17 protein-coding genes are annotated in these 16612 nt (G+C 32.3%); 11 read left to right on the top strand and 6 right to left on the bottom strand.

Annotation, left to right across the window (positions count from 1 at the left end):
- Nucleotides 1-30: 30 nt before the first annotated feature.
- The 3 genes from RC62_RS06110 to RC62_RS06100 form a co-directional block, all read right to left on the bottom strand.
- The gene (locus tag RC62_RS06110) at nt 31-837 is read right to left on the bottom strand and encodes a helix-turn-helix domain-containing protein (protein ID WP_055093627.1); all 807 of its coding nucleotides are present in this window, start codon (nt 835-837) and stop codon (nt 31-33) included.
- Nucleotides 838-885: 48 nt separating this feature from the next.
- Nucleotides 886-1452, bottom strand: a complete 567-nt coding sequence (locus tag RC62_RS06105; protein ID WP_055093625.1) for an HD domain-containing protein — start codon at nt 1450-1452, stop codon at nt 886-888.
- Nucleotides 1453-1520: 68 nt separating this feature from the next.
- The gene (locus RC62_RS06100) at nt 1521-2114 is read right to left on the bottom strand and encodes a GNAT family N-acetyltransferase (RefSeq protein WP_055093623.1); all 594 of its coding nucleotides are present in this window, start codon (nt 2112-2114) and stop codon (nt 1521-1523) included.
- 465 nt (nt 2115-2579) lie between these two features.
- Between RC62_RS06100 and RC62_RS06095 the strand changes: the two genes are divergently transcribed.
- Nucleotides 2580-3923, top strand: coding sequence for an FAD-dependent oxidoreductase (locus RC62_RS06095; RefSeq protein WP_055093621.1), 1344 nt, complete (start codon nt 2580-2582; stop codon nt 3921-3923).
- Nucleotides 3924-4119: 196 nt separating this feature from the next.
- Here the strand turns inward: RC62_RS06095 and RC62_RS06090 are convergent, their stop codons facing one another.
- On the bottom strand, nt 4120-5637 hold the full coding sequence (locus RC62_RS06090; protein ID WP_055093620.1) for a helicase HerA-like domain-containing protein: 1518 nt from the start codon (nt 5635-5637) through the stop codon (nt 4120-4122).
- 380 nt (nt 5638-6017) lie between these two features.
- Between RC62_RS06090 and RC62_RS06085 the strand changes: the two genes are divergently transcribed.
- From RC62_RS06085 to RC62_RS06050, 8 genes are all read left to right on the top strand, one after another.
- Nucleotides 6018-6842 (top strand): MotA/TolQ/ExbB proton channel family protein, encoded by an 825-nt coding sequence (locus RC62_RS06085; protein WP_055093618.1) that lies wholly within the window; start codon nt 6018-6020, stop codon nt 6840-6842.
- A gap of 56 nt (nt 6843-6898) precedes the next feature.
- Nucleotides 6899-7525, top strand: coding sequence for an ExbD/TolR family protein (locus RC62_RS06080; protein WP_055093616.1), 627 nt, complete (start codon nt 6899-6901; stop codon nt 7523-7525).
- A 19-nt stretch (nt 7526-7544) separates the two neighbouring features.
- On the top strand, nt 7545-8105 hold the full coding sequence (locus RC62_RS06075; RefSeq protein WP_055093614.1) for an ExbD/TolR family protein: 561 nt from the start codon (nt 7545-7547) through the stop codon (nt 8103-8105).
- A gap of 30 nt (nt 8106-8135) precedes the next feature.
- On the top strand, nt 8136-8936 hold the full coding sequence (locus RC62_RS06070; RefSeq protein ID WP_055093612.1) for an energy transducer TonB: 801 nt from the start codon (nt 8136-8138) through the stop codon (nt 8934-8936).
- Nucleotides 8936-9166: a hypothetical protein gene (locus tag RC62_RS06065; RefSeq protein ID WP_055093610.1), complete on the top strand. Its 231-nt coding sequence runs from the start codon at nt 8936-8938 to the stop codon at nt 9164-9166. The genes RC62_RS06070 and RC62_RS06065 overlap by 1 nt, the downstream gene beginning before the upstream one ends.
- Before the next feature lie 2 nt (nt 9167-9168).
- Nucleotides 9169-10092 carry a PstS family phosphate ABC transporter substrate-binding protein gene (locus tag RC62_RS06060; protein WP_055093608.1) on the top strand — a complete coding sequence of 308 codons (924 nt, stop codon included), beginning with the start codon at nt 9169-9171 and terminating at the stop codon, nt 10090-10092.
- A 16-nt stretch (nt 10093-10108) separates the two neighbouring features.
- On the top strand, nt 10109-11776 hold the full coding sequence (locus RC62_RS06055; RefSeq protein ID WP_055093606.1) for a tetratricopeptide repeat protein: 1668 nt from the start codon (nt 10109-10111) through the stop codon (nt 11774-11776).
- Nucleotides 11777-11875: 99 nt separating this feature from the next.
- A complete protein-coding gene (locus tag RC62_RS06050) occupies nt 11876-12508 on the top strand; it encodes a 7-carboxy-7-deazaguanine synthase QueE (protein ID WP_055093604.1) in 633 nt (210 codons plus the stop codon).
- 81 nt (nt 12509-12589) lie between these two features.
- Here RC62_RS06050 and RC62_RS06045 read toward each other — a convergent pair whose 3' ends face one another.
- Together RC62_RS06045 and RC62_RS06040 are read right to left on the bottom strand one after the other, a co-directional pair.
- The gene (locus RC62_RS06045; RefSeq protein WP_055093602.1) at nt 12590-13135 is read right to left on the bottom strand and encodes a YfiT family bacillithiol transferase; all 546 of its coding nucleotides are present in this window, start codon (nt 13133-13135) and stop codon (nt 12590-12592) included.
- 17 nt (nt 13136-13152) lie between these two features.
- On the bottom strand, nt 13153-13860 hold the full coding sequence (locus RC62_RS06040; RefSeq protein ID WP_055093600.1) for a class I SAM-dependent methyltransferase: 708 nt from the start codon (nt 13858-13860) through the stop codon (nt 13153-13155).
- Nucleotides 13861-13934: 74 nt separating this feature from the next.
- Here RC62_RS06040 and RC62_RS06035 point away from each other — a divergent pair, with 74 nt between their 5' ends.
- Both RC62_RS06035 and RC62_RS06030 read left to right on the top strand, forming a co-directional pair.
- A complete protein-coding gene (locus RC62_RS06035) occupies nt 13935-14429 on the top strand; it encodes a YkgJ family cysteine cluster protein (RefSeq protein ID WP_055093599.1) in 495 nt (164 codons plus the stop codon).
- 112 nt (nt 14430-14541) lie between these two features.
- The gene (locus RC62_RS06030; RefSeq protein ID WP_055093597.1) at nt 14542-15777 is read left to right on the top strand and encodes an ABC transporter permease; all 1236 of its coding nucleotides are present in this window, start codon (nt 14542-14544) and stop codon (nt 15775-15777) included.
- The last annotated feature ends 835 nt before the right edge of the window (nt 15778-16612 follow it).

The following is a 16612-nucleotide window of genomic DNA, read 5'->3' as shown; positions in this document are numbered from 1 at the left end:
ATGTAACAAAATTGTACAAATGCGAAATTGCTATCTTTTTTTAGAAAGAAAATAAGACTCAGAATCGAAAGTTTTCGGAGTTGATTTTGTTACATCTTTAAATTTTTTTATAAAATGCGACTGATCAAAATATTTGTTGTAAAGTGCTACTTCTGTCAAAGTAAGCTTCTCAATAGTAGCGTTTACCATTTGATCAACGGATTTTCTAAATTTCAATATCTGAATGTAGTTTTTAATAGTAAGTCCTGTTGCTGTTTTAAATTTAATTTGAAGTGATCTTTGCGAAGAATTCAGCATTTTTCCAATTTCGGAAACTGTAATTTCTTCATTATGCAATTTGATAATCTCACAAATTTTTTCAACCACACTTTTATTAGGATGTAAAGTATTTAATTCTTCAAAATAAGCGTTTAAGGTATCTAATAATGTAGTAACATCACTTTTTAAATTAGTGTCAACTTCAGTTTTAAAAGGTAATTCTGTCGAGTTAATTTTGATAATAGAATCGCTAAAATCGCTCAAATCATAACTAGGAAACATCGAAAGTGTCGATGTATGCAATTGTATTATAGTGACTTTAGTTTTTGGCTGTATATGGACTAAAACTTTATTGGTCATTTGCGAACAAAAGTAAAAACCTTCGTTCATTTCATATTTCTGTTTACTTGTATGAACTTCTATCGCTTTTCCGCTAACAATAGCCAGATTAAAACAGCCATTGGGTAAAACAAGTTTATTTTCTATCAGGCTTTCGCCAATACTGTTATCAAGACACCAAATTTTATTTACAAATCGCTCGCAAATTTTACTTACATAATATTCTGAATATAGGTTCATTTGAGATTAAGTTATAATCGATTTGTTGTTATCCTGAACGTTTTTATTTTATTGATGTTTTATTTGTGAATCAGTATTACAGTATTTTGAGTAATTTTCAATTCTTTCTGATAATCTTTTTTCTAAATATTCATTTCCACCTTTTAATGTATTTAGTATTTGTAAGGCTTGTTTATGATATTCATTTATCTTTTCAACGCTCCAGCTTTCAGGCGGAATTTGCAAATTAGTTATTCTGTCTGCTAGTTTAACCGCCCAAACTTCTTTTGATAATTTTTTAATTCGGCTTAAACTATCATTCATTCTTTCTTCTTTAGCAATTGCGGCATTTTTTGTTAATGCTAAAACTGCCAGAGCAATTTCTTCATCAAATTCATTTACAAGTTCATCAAATGTAGTTTGGGTATCTTCAAGTACATCATGTAGTAATGCAACTTGAATGGCAAATGCAGTATTAAACTGTTTTGTTTCTTGCGAAGCAATTATAATTTCCATTGCTACATTACTTAAATGAACAACGTAAGGTAAATTAGTGCCGGGAATTACCTGATTTTGACTGGCATGTTTTTTAGCGGCAAATTTTATGGTGTTTTGATATATAGCTTGTAATTGCATTGTAGATATATAGTTTTTAGAATAAGCTAAAATACTATTTTTTTCTATGACAAAGGACTAATAAGCTTTTAGATAAACTCAGGAAAATAATCTTGCTTTGTCTTTTTCCATTGTTCTAAAATCACACTGTAATAAACATCATCTTTGCTTTTTCCTTCAGAGTCTGTATAGTTATTTCTAAAGATTCCTTCTTTTACAGCACCCAGTTTTTCAATCGCTCTTTGTGATCTGTTGTTTTCAAGATCTGCGCTAAATTGTATTCTTTTAAATTGAATGCTTTCGAAACCAAAATTTAATAATTCGTATTTGCAGGCTTTGTTTAAGCCGGTTCCCTGAAATTCCTTGCCATACCAAGTCCAGCCAATTTCGCATTTTTGACTTGCGTGATTTAAATAACCGTAACGCGTACTTCCTGCAACTTTGTTGGTTGCTTTGTCAATAATTAAAAACGAATAACAGATTCCGTCTGCCTTTTGCTTTAAGGTATTTATAATGTAATTTTCAAAATCTGAATCATTTCTAACATACATTCCCATGTATTTCCAGATTTCGTCATCAAAAATGATTTCTTTGAGTTCGATGTTTCTTTCATTCTCAAATGGTAGTAATAATACTCGTTCGTTTTCTAAAATGATATCAGATTGTAATAGTTCGATTTTCATAGAGTTTGTTTAGTTATAGTTTTGTCACCAAAGTTTTTTACCTCATTTTTGTCATTCTGAGGAACGAAGAATCTCCGTAAGGAACTCTACAAAGATTGGCGATTTTGTTTGCAGAGTTTCTCCTTGCGTCGAAATGAAAAAAACTTTGCAATTTTGTGAGAAATAGCTATAATGTTTTTTAGAGTTCTCGTCAAGCGAAAATACTCTTTTTCGGATTTCTAATAAATCAATAAAAACCAGAATTTGTTATGAAAATGAGACTCGCATGAGGGATAGAGGCGGTATCTCGCTATTTAAAGAAACAAGGCTTTTAGCCGTAGTTTTTGTTAATAGGGAATAAAGCCGAAAGCCCGACCCGCTTTTTTCGGCGGGACATGCCCATATTAATCATAAATATTTCCTTTATTTTTAAGCTCTTGTAGAATTATTACTTATTTTTACGATCTTATATTTAGATTTTTCTTGATGCAAACTCCACTAAAAATTGCTGTTGTAGGTTCTGGATTGGTAGGATCACTATTGGCAATTTATCTCAAAAAAGCAGGTCACACGGTTCATGTTTATGATCGTAGTCCTGATATTCGTAAAATTAATTTTTCGGGTCGTTCTATAAATTTAGCAATGTCTAACCGTGGATGGAAAGCGCTTGATGGCGTTGGAGTTGGCGATTCAGTTCGGGAAATTGCGATTCCTATGGATAAACGAGCCATTCATTTAGTTGATAAACTTAATTTTCAGAACTACGGACAAGAAGGCGAATCGATTTATTCGATCTCCAGAGGAACACTGAACCGGAAAATGATTGATCTTGCTGAACAAGCCGGAGCTGAATTTTACTTCGAACAAAAAATCTGGGATGTCACGCTTAGTGATGCGACCTTGCATATTGGCGAAACCGAAAGAGGCGAGTGGGAAGAAATAAAATATGATATGGTTTTTGGTGCCGATGGTGCTTTTTCAAGAATACGTCATAGAATGCAACGCCAGAGCATGTTTAATTATTCACAGGAATTTTTGAATATGGGATATAAAGAATTAAATATTCCCGCAAACGCTGATGCAACTCATAAACTGGATAAAAACTCATTTCATATTTGGCCACGCGGCGAGTATATGTTAATCGCGCTTCCTAATTTAGACGGAAGTTTTACGTGTACATTATTTATGCCTTTTGAAGGCGAAAATTCATTTGCATCACTTACAGATCGCAAAATGGTGGAGGATTTCTTTGAGAAAAACTTTCCGGATTCGATTGAAGTTATTCCAAAATTAGCAGAGGATTTCTTTAAAAATCCAACAAGTACTTTAGTAACCATGAAATGTTTCCCCTGGACATACGAAAACAAAATTGCTTTGATTGGCGATGCTTGTCATGCAATTGTTCCATTTTACGGACAAGGTATGAATGCCGGCTTTGAGGATATAACGGTTTTGAATGAAATGATCGAAAAGTATGGAGACGATTGGAAGAAGATTTTCTCAGAATATGAAATTTCACGTAAACCAAATGCTGATGCAATCGCAGAACTTTCGTATCGAAATTTTATGGAAATGAGTACTAAAACTGCCGATGAGAAATTCTTACTGCAAAAGAAAATTGAAAAAACATTCTCTGATAAACATCCTGATAAATGGATTCCGCTTTACAGTCGCGTAACTTTTAGTGATCGGCCATATGCCGAAGCTTTAGCAATTGGAGATTTTCAAAACGGAATTATGGAAGAAGTTTTAAGAACAGAAAATATTGAAAATATCTGGAATACTCCTGAAATCGAAAACAAGATTCTTGAGCTGTTGCAAAAAGCGTAATTTTTTTTGAACCATATAAGTTATATAAGTTCATTTAATTTATAAACAGTAACCCGACAGATTTTTAAAATCTGTCGGGTTTTGTTTATTATAAAATAAAATTTTTTAAACAAGAATAGCGATATGAGTTTATTCAATTTATACGCAAAGTATTAAATTGACTTATATAGCTTATATGGTTTGGATTTTATTTACATTATTTCTTAAATATCTTGGATAAAACACCAAAAACACCACGAATAAAAGTAGCACTTGTAACTACTTTCAAAACTGATTGTGTAACAACTTCTGTAGTGCTTGGTTCTGCTTTTGATGATTTGGTTGGTGCTTGTTGTTCTTGTTGCGCGCTTGCTTGTTGAGCATCGGCAATTTTTTTGTTTAAAATTTCGTAGGCACTTTCATTGTCAATTTCTTCAGCATATTTTTTAACTAATTTCGATTTGCTATTGATAGTATTAATTTCATCAGAAGTTAAAACATCCATTCTGCTCATTGGAGCACGCATCATCGTGGCTACAAGTGGTGTTGGAATCCCTTTTTCGTTTAAGGCTGTAACCAAAGCTTCACCAATTCCCAGACTCGTTAATAATTCATCTGTTTTATAGTATTGAGAAGTAGGGTAATTATCAGCTGTTTTCTTGATCGCCTGACGGTCATTTGCTGTAAAAGCTCTTAAAGCATGTTGAATTTTTAATCCTAATTGCGCCAAAACACCACTTGGAACATCCATAGGGTTTTGGGTTACAAAATAAATACCGACACCTTTCGAACGGATTAGTTTTACAATGGTTTCAATTTGTTCTAATAAAGCTTTGCTGGCTTCATTAAAAATCAAATGCGCTTCATCTATAAAAATAACTAATTCAGGTTGAGACACATCTCCTTTTTCGGGCATTTTTTGATAAATTTCGGCTAATAAACTCAACATAAATGTTGAGAATAATTTTGGTTTGTCCTGAATATCAGTTAAGCGAATGATATTTACATATCCTTTTCCATTTTCGTCAATTCGCATCAAATCCTCAGTATCAAAAGATAACTCGCCAAAGAATATATCGCCGCCTTGTTGTTCTAATTCTATTATTTTTCTTAAAATAGTTCCCGTAGTAGCTGTCGAGATTTTGCCATAGTTGGCAGAGATTTCTTCTTTGCCTTCTTCGGTAATATAATTAATAACTTTTTTGATATCTTTTAAGTCAAGCAAAGGCATACTGTTGTCATCGCAATATTTAAAAATTACAGCAACAACGCCAGCCTGAGTATCATTTAAATCTAAAATTCGCGAAAATAAAACAGGACCAAATTCAGAAACTGTAGCTCTTAAACGCACTCCGTTTTGCTTGGATAAAGACATTAGTTCAACAGGAAATGATGCTATATTATAAGGTATATTAATTTTTGCATGACGTTCTGTTATAAAACCTTCTTCTTTGCCTTCTTTGGCAATTCCGCTAAAATCCCCTTTTATATCCATCATCAAAACTGGAATACCGGCATTTGAGAGCTGTTCAGAAAACACCTGGATAGTTTTCGTTTTTCCTGTTCCGGTTGCTCCGGCTATAAGTCCGTGACGATTTAAAGTTTTTAATGGGATTTTGACATGAGCTTCAGCAAGTGGTTCCCCATCAAAAATGGCTCCTCCCAGTGTTATGCTGTCCCCTTTTGATGTATAACCATTATTTATATCCTGAATGAAATTTTCTTTTTTATTCATGTTTTTATTTGTAATTTAGATGATTATAAGAGTATTGCTTGGTTTTTTAACATTTTAGGCTCATTTTTTTTAGTAGGAAAAAACTATTTTTCATTGAAAATTATATAAAAAATAATTTCGCAACTTTTTAAGAAGATATCAAAGGAATGTTTGAATATTTACTAAAACGTTGTAATTTTCCCATTAATCGTCCCGTTTTTTGTTTTATCTAAAAAATGATGCCGGCAATTTAATGAGATATTTTTTAAATTGACGTTAAATTTCGTTCAATTAAATTAAAAAAAGTTTTTTTATTTAAACTAAACGTATAAATTTGCTCCTCTACAAGTTAAATATAACTAAAAAATAAAAATTATTTAAAACTATTAAAATTAAAAAAAATGGCAAACGTTAAAGTTAAAAAAGAAAGCACTTCAAATGGAGGAGGAATGATTACAGGAATCATTATTGTTGCGTGTATCTTAGTTGGGGTGTTTATTTGGAAAGTAATCATGGGAGATGCTGCTAACTTCGAAGGAGGTAATCCAGAAACAGGTCATCCGATCAATACATTAGGACAGGTTTATAAAGGAGGTTTTATTGTACCAGTATTATTAGGTATGTTTTTAATGGTTGTTGTTTTTTCTATTGAAAGATTTATCGTTATTGGTAAAGCAGCTGGAAAAGCAAACTTAGATAAATTCATGAAAAGCGTTCAGGGGAATATTAAAGAAGGAAACATCGAGGCTGCAATCGCTTCATGTGACAAACAACAAGGTTCAGTTGCAAATGCAATTAAATCTGCTTTGATTAAATACCAAGACGTTAAAAAAGAAGGATTCAACAGTGAGGAAGCTGCAGAAGTAATCCACAAAGAAATTGAAGAGGCAACTTCATTAGAAATGCCAATGTTAGAAAAAAATATGACTATTATCTCTACTTTAGTATCTTTAGGTACATTAGGAGGATTATTAGGAACAGTATCAGGTATGATTAAAGCGTTTGGTGCGTTAGCTTCTGCTGGAACTCCAGACCAGGCTGCTCTTGCAACTGGTATCTCTGAAGCACTTATCAACACTGCAACAGGTATCTCTACTTCAATCTTAGCGATCGTTTCTTATAACTTCTTTACTGCTAAAATTGATGATTTAACTTACTCTATCGATGAGGCTGGTACTACAATTGTAAACACTTACAGAAGATTCAGAGGAAGTTTGAAACAATAATTAATTTTTGATTATTAATAATTACAATTAATTATATCAAATTAAAATAAAAGATAATGGCTAAAATAAAAATGAAAAAAAAGTCAACATCGACAGATATGACTGCCATGTGTGATGTTGCGTTCCTTTTGCTTACGTTCTTTATTTTGACCGCTACTGCTAAAGTGCCTGAAGCACTTCCTGTAGATATGCCTTCATCTGTTGCTCAAACTAAATTGCCGGATTCTGATCTAGCAATTATTACAATAGGAACAGGAAAAGATGGAAAAAGCAAAGTGTTTTTTGACATTAAAGGAAGAGAGATTCGTAAAAAAACTCTTGAAGGAATGGGTGCAAAATTCGGTGTGACTTTTTCAGAAGATGATAAAACTAAATTTGCTTTAATGGATGACTTCGGTGTGCCAATAACAAATTTGAAGCAAATCATTGACATGAAAGCGGCTGACAGAACTAAAGCTGATCAACCTGGAATTCCAATCGATTCGTTAGACAATCAATTAAAAGAGTGGCTTTTGGTTTCAAGAAGAGCTGCGATTGATATTGATGATAAAGAATTGCAAATTGCGATAAAAGGGGATGCTAAAGAGCAATATCCACAAATCAAAAAGATTATGGATATTTTACAAGATCAGAAAATCAATTCCTTTAACTTAGTTACAGGTACGAGAGGAAAAGACTTTTAATTAAAAAATATACACTAAGATGGCTGAATTAAATACCGGCGACGGTGGTGGCGGAAAAGGTGGTAAAGTAAGAAGTAAAAAGCAAAATTCTAAAGTCGATTTAACGGCTATGGTGGATTTGGCATTCTTATTGATCACATTCTTTATGTTAACCACATCGTTGTCAAAACCTCAATCGATGGATTTGTCTCTGCCAGATAAAGATCCGGATGATAAAACTCCTCCTGTTAAAGTAGATGAAAATCGTACAATGACAGTTATGTTGGGTGAAAACAATAAAATGGTGTACTACATGGGTTTATTAAGTGCTCCAAAGATTGGGCCTAAAGATATTGCCTATGGTAAAGACGGAATTCGTAAAGAATTATTGACTCAGAAAAAAGCAGTTTTGGCTTATTCTACAGCTTTAGGGAAACCTAAAAACGGAATTATAGTTATTATTAAGCCAACTAAAAAATCAAATTACCGTAATTTGGTTGATATTTTGGATGAGATGGGTATTTCTGGCGTTGATACTTATGCTATTGTTCCTGAATTTACTCCAGAAGAGACGAAATTGATAGATAAAAAACCGGAGTAATCTAGTTTTAATCCTTAATAATCAAGAAAAATGAAATTAGATATAATTAAAAATCAATGGCTTGATATCGTATTCGAAGGACGTAATAAGATATATGGGGCATATGAATTAAGAAAATCAAATAATAAGACTACTGTAAAGGCTCTTATTATTGGTTCGCTTATTTTCAGTGTTGCTGTTGCAGCTCCTCTTATTGCAAGCTTTTTACCAGATTCTGAAGAAGAAGTGGTAAATAACGATATTAAAATTGCTACAGTAAAATTACCTCCTAAGAAAGAGGAAATTAAGCCAAATCAACCACCACCACCGCCACCACCACCAAAAGTGGATCAGGTTAAGTTTGTGAAACCGGTAGTTGCTAAAGCAAATGAAGTTACTGAAGATCCACCAAAAATTGTAGATCTTAAAGATAAAAAAGTTGGTAACGAAACTATCAAAGGAGATCCGGATGCAGTTTTAACTGTTGATGAGCCAGTTGGTAAAGGACCAGTTACAGAGATCATTCAGGAAGATAACAATGTTTATAATACTGCAGGTATCGAAGTAAAACCAGATTTCCCTGGAGGAATTGAAAAGTTCTACAAATTCGTAGGAAATAATTACAAGACTCCAGAAGAAGAAGGTTTAAAAGGTAAAGTTTATGTTACTTTTGTAGTTGAAAAAGACGGTTCATTAACCGACATTAAAGTTTTAAGGGATATCGGTTACGGTACAGGAGCAGAAGCAATTCGTGTTCTTAAAAAATGTCCAAAATGGACTCCCGGCGAGCAAAATGGTAAAAAAGTTAGGGTTCTTTACTCGCTTCCTATTACTATTCAATCTGCAGAATAATGTTAAAAGATAAGCTTAATAATATTCAGAAGAAATCGCTCAAAGAGCGATTTCTTCTTGTTTTAGGAATAATGTTTTTTTTAATATATCTTGTACTGGGTTTAATGATTATGTTCTGGAAAAAACTTCCATTAGATATGGAGCCTAAATACAGATATGCTTTTGGCGGATTATTGATTGTATATTCAGCAATTCGTTTTTTAAGATTAATCAATTCAAATGCAGAATAATTATGTTGAAATATGGTAAAGTTGTAGGTTTGGTAGTTTTTGTTTTTTTGTTTGCCATGTGCAACCAAAAAAGTAAAAATGAAGCTGATAGTGAGACAATTTTAAAAGGATCAATAGACATTACTGTAGATGAAACAGTAAAGCCCATCGTAGAAGATATGGTGGCTGTTTTTGAAGGAACTTATTATGATGCAAAGATTTCTATAAAACCTAAATCTGAAGCAGAACTTATAAATGATTTGTTGAATCAAAAAGCAAAAGTTGTTGTTACAACCAGAGATTTGACTCAGGAAGAAAAAACCAGATTCGAAAAAAGTAAAATCAACCCAAGAGTTACACTTTTTGCTAAAGATGCGATTGCTTTTGTTACTAATAAAGGCAATAATGATACATTAATTGCGTTGAAAACTGTAATTGATTTTTTACAAGGTAAATCAGATTCTGGAATAAAAGGCCTTGTGTTTGATAATCCAAATTCAAGTACAGTTCGATACATGAAAGAATTGGCAAAGGTGAAAGATATTCCGTCAAAAAATGTTTTTTCTTTTAAAACGAATGATGAAGTTATTAAATTCGTTTCAGAGAATGATGGTATGATTGGAGTAGTAGGCGTAAATTGGCTTTATCAACCATCTCCAAATATGCTGGATATCGTTAAAAAAATAAACGTTATGAGTGTTAAAGGAATTAATGGTGATAAATATTATGATCCTACTCAAAATGATCTTGGAGAAATGAAATATCCTTTGGCACGTGATTTGTTTATTATAAATTGTCAGGGGTATACTGGTTTAGGAATGGGCTTTGCTTCATTTATATCAGGTGACATTGGTCAGCGTATTGTTTTAAAATCAGGTTTATTGCCTATCAGAACTCCGGGAAGAAAGCTTAAAATTAGAAGTCAAATTATAAACGATAAAGAATAAATTAATTACAATAAAGATGAATAAATTTAAAATTTTTAGTCTTGCCTTAGTTGCTTCAGCTACTGTTGCAAAAGCGCAAGATATCAAAGAAGCTAAAAAAGCAATCGATGCTGAACAATTTCAAAAAGCAAAATCTTTGCTTAAATCAATCATCAAAGCAAAACCTTCTGATGGAGAAGCAAATTTTGTTTTAGGTAATGTGTATTTAAATCAATCTATTGTTGATTCGGCTAAAATTTATTACTCGAATGGATTACAGGCATCAGATAAAAAGAACTTAAATTATATTGGATTAGGTCAAATAGATCTTGATAGTAAAAATGCTACTGCTGCCCAGGCTAATTTTGGTTTGGCAACTAAAGATATGAAGCGTAAAGATGTAGAGGAATTTATTTACATTGGTAGAGCTTATATTAACTCAACGAGCCCTGATTATACAAATGCCGTTGCTGTTTTAAAACGTGCCTTATTAATTGAGCCACAAAATGCAACTGCACTTTTAGCAATTGGAGATGCGTATTACGGAGCAAACAATCAAAATGATGCTTATAAAGCGTATCGTGATGCATTTACTGCTGATCCAACGCTTTTAAGAGCTAAAATGCAATTAGGAGTTTTATTAAAAGGAGCTAAATCTTATGAAGAAGCAATTAAATCTTTTAATGAAGTTATCGCATTAAATCCTAATTATGGTCCAGTTTACAGAGAATTGGCTGAAACATATTACAAGTGGGGAAGAAATAAAACATCTACTGCTAAAGTTAATATGCAAAATGCAATTACAAACTACGAAAAATATTTAAGTCTGACAGATTACTCTTTAGATTCTAAAATGCGTCATGCAGATTTCTTAATCTTAGTAAAAGATTATAAAACTCTTGAAACTGTAGCAAATAAAATGATTGCTGAAGATAAAGTTAATCCAAGAATTTACAGATATTTAGGTTATGCTGCTTACGAAAACGGAAATGTTGATGTAGCAATTAAATCTATTGAAGATTTTATTAAAGTACCTTCAAACAAAGTAATTGGTAGAGATTATTTATATTTAGGTTTATCTAAAATTAAAAAAGGGACTAATGCTGAAGGAGTTGTAGATCAGGCTGCTTTTGATGCTGGTGTTGCTGATATTAAAAAAGCTATTGAATTAGAACCTTTAGTGGTAGAAGAACTTGCTGATTTTGGAAAAGCTTTGTTTGGAAAAAAACAATATATTCAGGCAGCTTCTATCTTTGAGCTTGGTGCTAGTAATGCAGAATCTAAAAATTATCTTGATGATTTAGTTTATTATGGTATTTCAGTATATTATGGTAACGCTGGTAAAACTGCAGAAACTCGTGATGCGGCTGCATTGCAAAAAGCGGATGCTACTTTTGATAAAGTTTTAACTGCTTCTCCTACTTATGATGAAGCATATTTATACAAAGGAAGAATCAACAGTTTATTGGACAAAGATGATTTGATTATAAAAAACTATAATGAGTATTTGACTAAAACTACAGCTAAAGGTGCTGAAGAATTAGCGAAGCCTGCTACTGTTAAAAAGGTTATTGAATCTTACAATGCAATTGGTGCTGCTTATGCAAATACAGACAAAGCAAAAGCAATTGAGTATTTCAATAAAACTTTAGTTTTAGATCCTGCAAATACATATGCTGCGCAATCTGTAAAAGCTTTAAAATAATATAAGATCTTTATTAAATATAAAACCGATAGTTCAAAGAACTATCGGTTTTTTTTGTTCCGTATTTAATTGACTATCTTTGCACTTTAAATTGAAATAATGTTATCAAAAGAAATACAATTAGAAGTAAATAAAGGAGCTATGTTGCCTTTGATGGAAGAATTTTACACCATTCAGGGAGAAGGTTTTCATACAGGAACTGCGGCTTACTTTATACGAATTGGAGGTTGTGATGTTGGTTGTCACTGGTGTGATGTGAAGGAGAGCTGGAATGCTGAGTTACATCCGCCAACTAGTGTTGACTTAATTGTAAATAATGCTGCCACTTATGCAGACACTGTTGTTATAACTGGTGGGGAACCTCTAACCTGGGACATGAGCTTGTTAACTCAGGAATTAAAAAACAGAAATTTAAAAGTTCATATTGAAACTTCCGGAGCATATCCATTGACTGGAACCTGGGATTGGATTTGTCTTTCTCCTAAAAAGAATAAATTGCCAACCCAAACAGTTTATGATAATGCACACGAATTAAAAGTGATCATATATAATAAACATGATTTTATTTTTGCTGAAGAGCAGGCAGAACTGGTAAATGGTAATGCAATTTTATTTTTACAGCCAGAATGGAGCAAGAAAGAAGAAATGACACCATTAATTGTTGATTATGTAATGAACAATCCAAAGTGGAGAGTTTCTCTTCAGACACATAAATACTTGAATATTCCTTAATTGCTATAAAAAAATCTCTTCAACTGAAGAGATTTTTTGTTTGTAGTAAATAATATACAGTGTGTAAAAAATAAACATTGTTTATTTCCAGTTTTTGTATTTTTTTAAAGCAGTGATATGTGCTAAATGATGATTTCCATGCCAGGCATATGTTGCTATTAGCTGTTTTATTTTATATTCCGAATTGTTTTCCGGATGGATAAATGATTTTTCCAGATCTTCGTCAGACAAATTCTTCATGATAAAAGCTAGTCTAATATGTAAGCCTTCCAATAAAGTTAAAGTAGGTTCAATGGGCATGTTTAAATTATCGGGCAATTCAGACCACAGATTTTCGTCATAAGGTTTTATTACCGGATTATTTTCAGTCAAAGCCCATTTTATTCTGATGTAACAATTCATATGACTTTCTGCACAGTGATGAATAACTTGTCGAACCGTCCATCCATCAGGACGATATGGAGTGTCTAATTGTTCATCAGTTAAATGAATCGTCTCTTTTTTTAATCTGTCAGGAAAAGATTCGATCTCATGAATTTTATCAGAAATATATTCAGGGCTAAATCTCGTTGGGAATTCAAATTTCCCTATTGGGTATTTTAATTTTTCTAAATCTAATGCTTCCATGATCGTTAAGTTTTGTTCTAAATCGAAAGTTTAGCTAGATAATCATAATGTTCGCCTTCTAAAATAAGTTCACATTTTAATCCGTTTGCAACTGCTGCGTTTTGAAGTGTGTTGTAATCCAGATATAACCAGTCAAAAGGCTCTTCTTTTTCTCCTTTATAGGAAATATTAAAAACAAGTTCACCATAATAATCATTATTAGACGGAATCCATTTTCCGCCGTCTTCATCTTCGTCAAACATATAAATGATATCAGAGCTATCTAGTAAAATTTGTCCACCCGGATTCAAAAGTGACTTTAGTTTATTTAAAAATTTATTGCAGTTCTCTAATTTACCAAAAATACCAACTCCGTTCATCAATAAAATAATGGTGTCGAATTTACCCCCTTCGAAATCGAGTATGTTTTGAACTTTTGCATTTTTAACACCGCGAAGTTTACAAGTTTCAATCGCTTTTTCTGAAATATCTATGGATGTAACATCTAAATTACGATCATTTTGTAATGATAAACTATGACTTCCGGCGCCACATCCAACATCTAATGTTTTTCCGCTGGCCAATTGCAATGCTTTTTGCTCCAGTTTTGGCATTTCATTATAAGAGCGGAACAAATAATCAACGCTCATTTCGTCTTCTTCAGAAATTGTTGTTTCTGTGATGATGTCTTCAGGCGAATTATTAGTCTGAAAGTCAAACATCGCTTTTCCAAATAGATCTTTCATTGTATTTTATTTCAAAGTTTAGGGTTTCAAGTTTAAAGTTGTTTAATTTTGCAAATCAACTTTAAAAAGTAAACTTGAAACAAATTTTAAATAACTTAAATAAGTTAGCCAAAGATAAGCATATCGAAAACAAAAAGTATTTTGATAAGCTGAAAAAGAAACAGCCTAAGAATTTAGATTATATTATGCAGGATTTGCATGATGCCGAATTTAAAAAAACAGACTGTTTAAAATGTGCCAATTGTTGTAAAACAACTGGGCCCTTATTTACTTTGGCGGATATTGAGCGAATTTCAAAATCTTTCAGACAAAAACCACAACAATTCATTGAGCAATATTTGCGAATTGATGAGGATAAGGATTATGTTCTAAAAAGCGTGCCTTGCACTTTTCTTGATAACGATAATTATTGTATGATTTATGATGTTCGTCCAAAAGCCTGTAGAGAGTTTCCGCACACAGATCGTAAAAAGTTTCATCAGATTACAGATATTACCTTGAAAAATGTTGCTATTTGTCCTGCTGCATATAACATAGTTGAAGAAATGAAAAAGAAACTTCCTTTATGAGGAACTGAAATTTTTGTAATTGTTTTTAAAGGCAATTTGTTTTCATTTTTAAAATGTATTTTTGATTGCGCTCAAGCCATTCCAATAGAATAATAAATAAAGAGACTAAAATTTGAATTTAGAATATTTCATAGCCAGAAGACTTATTACTGCCAAAGATTATAAAAGCAGTATATCAGCACCAATCATAAAGATCGCTATTTCAGCAATTGCTATTGGTATTATCATGATGATAGTCTCAGTTGCTACCGGAATTGGTTTGCAGCAAAAGATACGTGATAAAGTTTCTGCTTTCAACGGTCAGATTATTATATCAAACTATGACAATAATAATTCTGAAGTTACTTTAACTCCAATTTCAAAAAAACAGGATTTTTATCCCAATTTTAAATCAGTTCCAGACGTCAGTCATATTCAGGCAATCGCGAGTAAAGCTGGAATTATCAGAACAGAAAACGCATTTGAAGGAATTGTTTTCAAAGGAGTAGGAGGAGATTATGATTGGAACAATATAAAAGAATATATTGTTGAAGGTAAAGTGCCTGATTTTTCTAAAACCTTAAACGAAGATGTTTTAATTTCAAGGCTCTTGGCAGATCGTCTTAATCTGAAAGTAGGAGATAATTTTAATACATTCTTTATTAAAGAAGAGCAAGGTAAAATGCCAAATAGCCGCCGATTCAAAATTGCGGGTATTTTTAATTCGGGATTTCAGCAATTCGATGCTACATATATAATAGGAGATATTCGTCACATTCAGCGAATCAACAAATGGAGTTCGGATCAGGTTGGAGCTTTTGAAGTATTTGTTAAAGATTTTGATAATATAAAAATCACAGGTAATCAGATATACGAACAAACATCATCGAGTTTAGATACAAAAACAATAATCGAAAAATACAGTTATATTTTTGATTGGTTACAACTCTTCGATTTTAATATTGTCGTCATTCTGGGAGTTATGATTTTAGTTGCTACAATAAATATGGTTGTTGCTTTATTGGTGCTCATATTAGAACGTACCCAAATGATTGGAATTCTAAAAGCAATGGGAGCAAATAACTGGACAGTTCGTAAAATATTTCTATATAATGCATTCTATCTTATTATAAGAGGATTGTTTTGGGGTAATTTAATAGGTATTGCGATTTTGTTAATTCAACAGCAGTTTGGAGTAGTACAGTTAAATCCTGAAAATTACTATGTCAATCAGGCACCGGTTTACTTGAACTGGGGTTATATTGCTTTACTGAATTTAATGACTGTTACAGTTTGTTTTGTCGTACTATTAATTCCGTCTTATATAATAACCAAGATCTCGCCAGTGAAAGCTATTCGTTTTGAATAAATGGCTATAAATATTTTACACAACCCGACAAGTTTTCAAAACCTGTCGGGTTTGTTTTTTATATCTATTTATAAGAGAATTTATCCAGTTAAGCATATTTAAAGCTTTTTGGAATTTAAGGATTAGGGGCTATTTCCTGCTCCCGAAGTCTCGGGACCGGCACAAAAGGATTTTCGCTACTATCAGGGCTGGTGAAGTTGTTCTTATAAGAATTGTATCTCTGTATAAGTATAAGGTAGAATTTTGCATTGTTACCGATATCGCAAAACTACAAACCAATCAACCCAAATCCTGACATATGGTGTAAATAGGAGATAACAGGTAAAAGGGCATAAAATTGACATTGAAAAGTAACCATTAAAGAATGATAAATCTGTGAAATCCCTAAAATCGGGAGTTTTTGAAAGCCCTGGATTGCGAAAAAGCCATTTGGTTTAGGAAAATCCCTATAAAGTTAAAAAAAGAGTGTTTTGTAAGTTTGGTGTTATCAGTATGTTAAGGAAAAGTTTTAAAAAACATTGAAATTATACAATAAAAAAGCTTGTAAATGTAAATAAAGGGTCTACTTTTGCACCCGCAACAGCGATAGACGTTCACAGAAATACCGGCAAGCTAAAGAGATCAAAACGGGAATTTATTTTCAAAAAAAGATTAAAAAAAGCTTGTGGGAATTGAAAGAAAGTTTTAAGTTTGCACCCCGCAAAACACGGAAAGTTCATTGATAGGTTGGCAGATAAAGAGAAGAAAAACGAAATGAAAATTTTCAAAAAAAACTTCAAAAAACATTTGCCAGTTAGAAATAAGTTTTCTACTTTTGCACCCGCTTTGAGAAACA

Source organism: Flavobacterium aquidurense (assembly GCF_001404985.1).
Taxonomy (GTDB): domain Bacteria; phylum Bacteroidota; class Bacteroidia; order Flavobacteriales; family Flavobacteriaceae; genus Flavobacterium; species Flavobacterium aquidurense_B.
The sequence above is the reverse complement of the archived record's forward strand: the minus strand, read 5'-3'. Positions and strand labels throughout refer to the sequence as shown.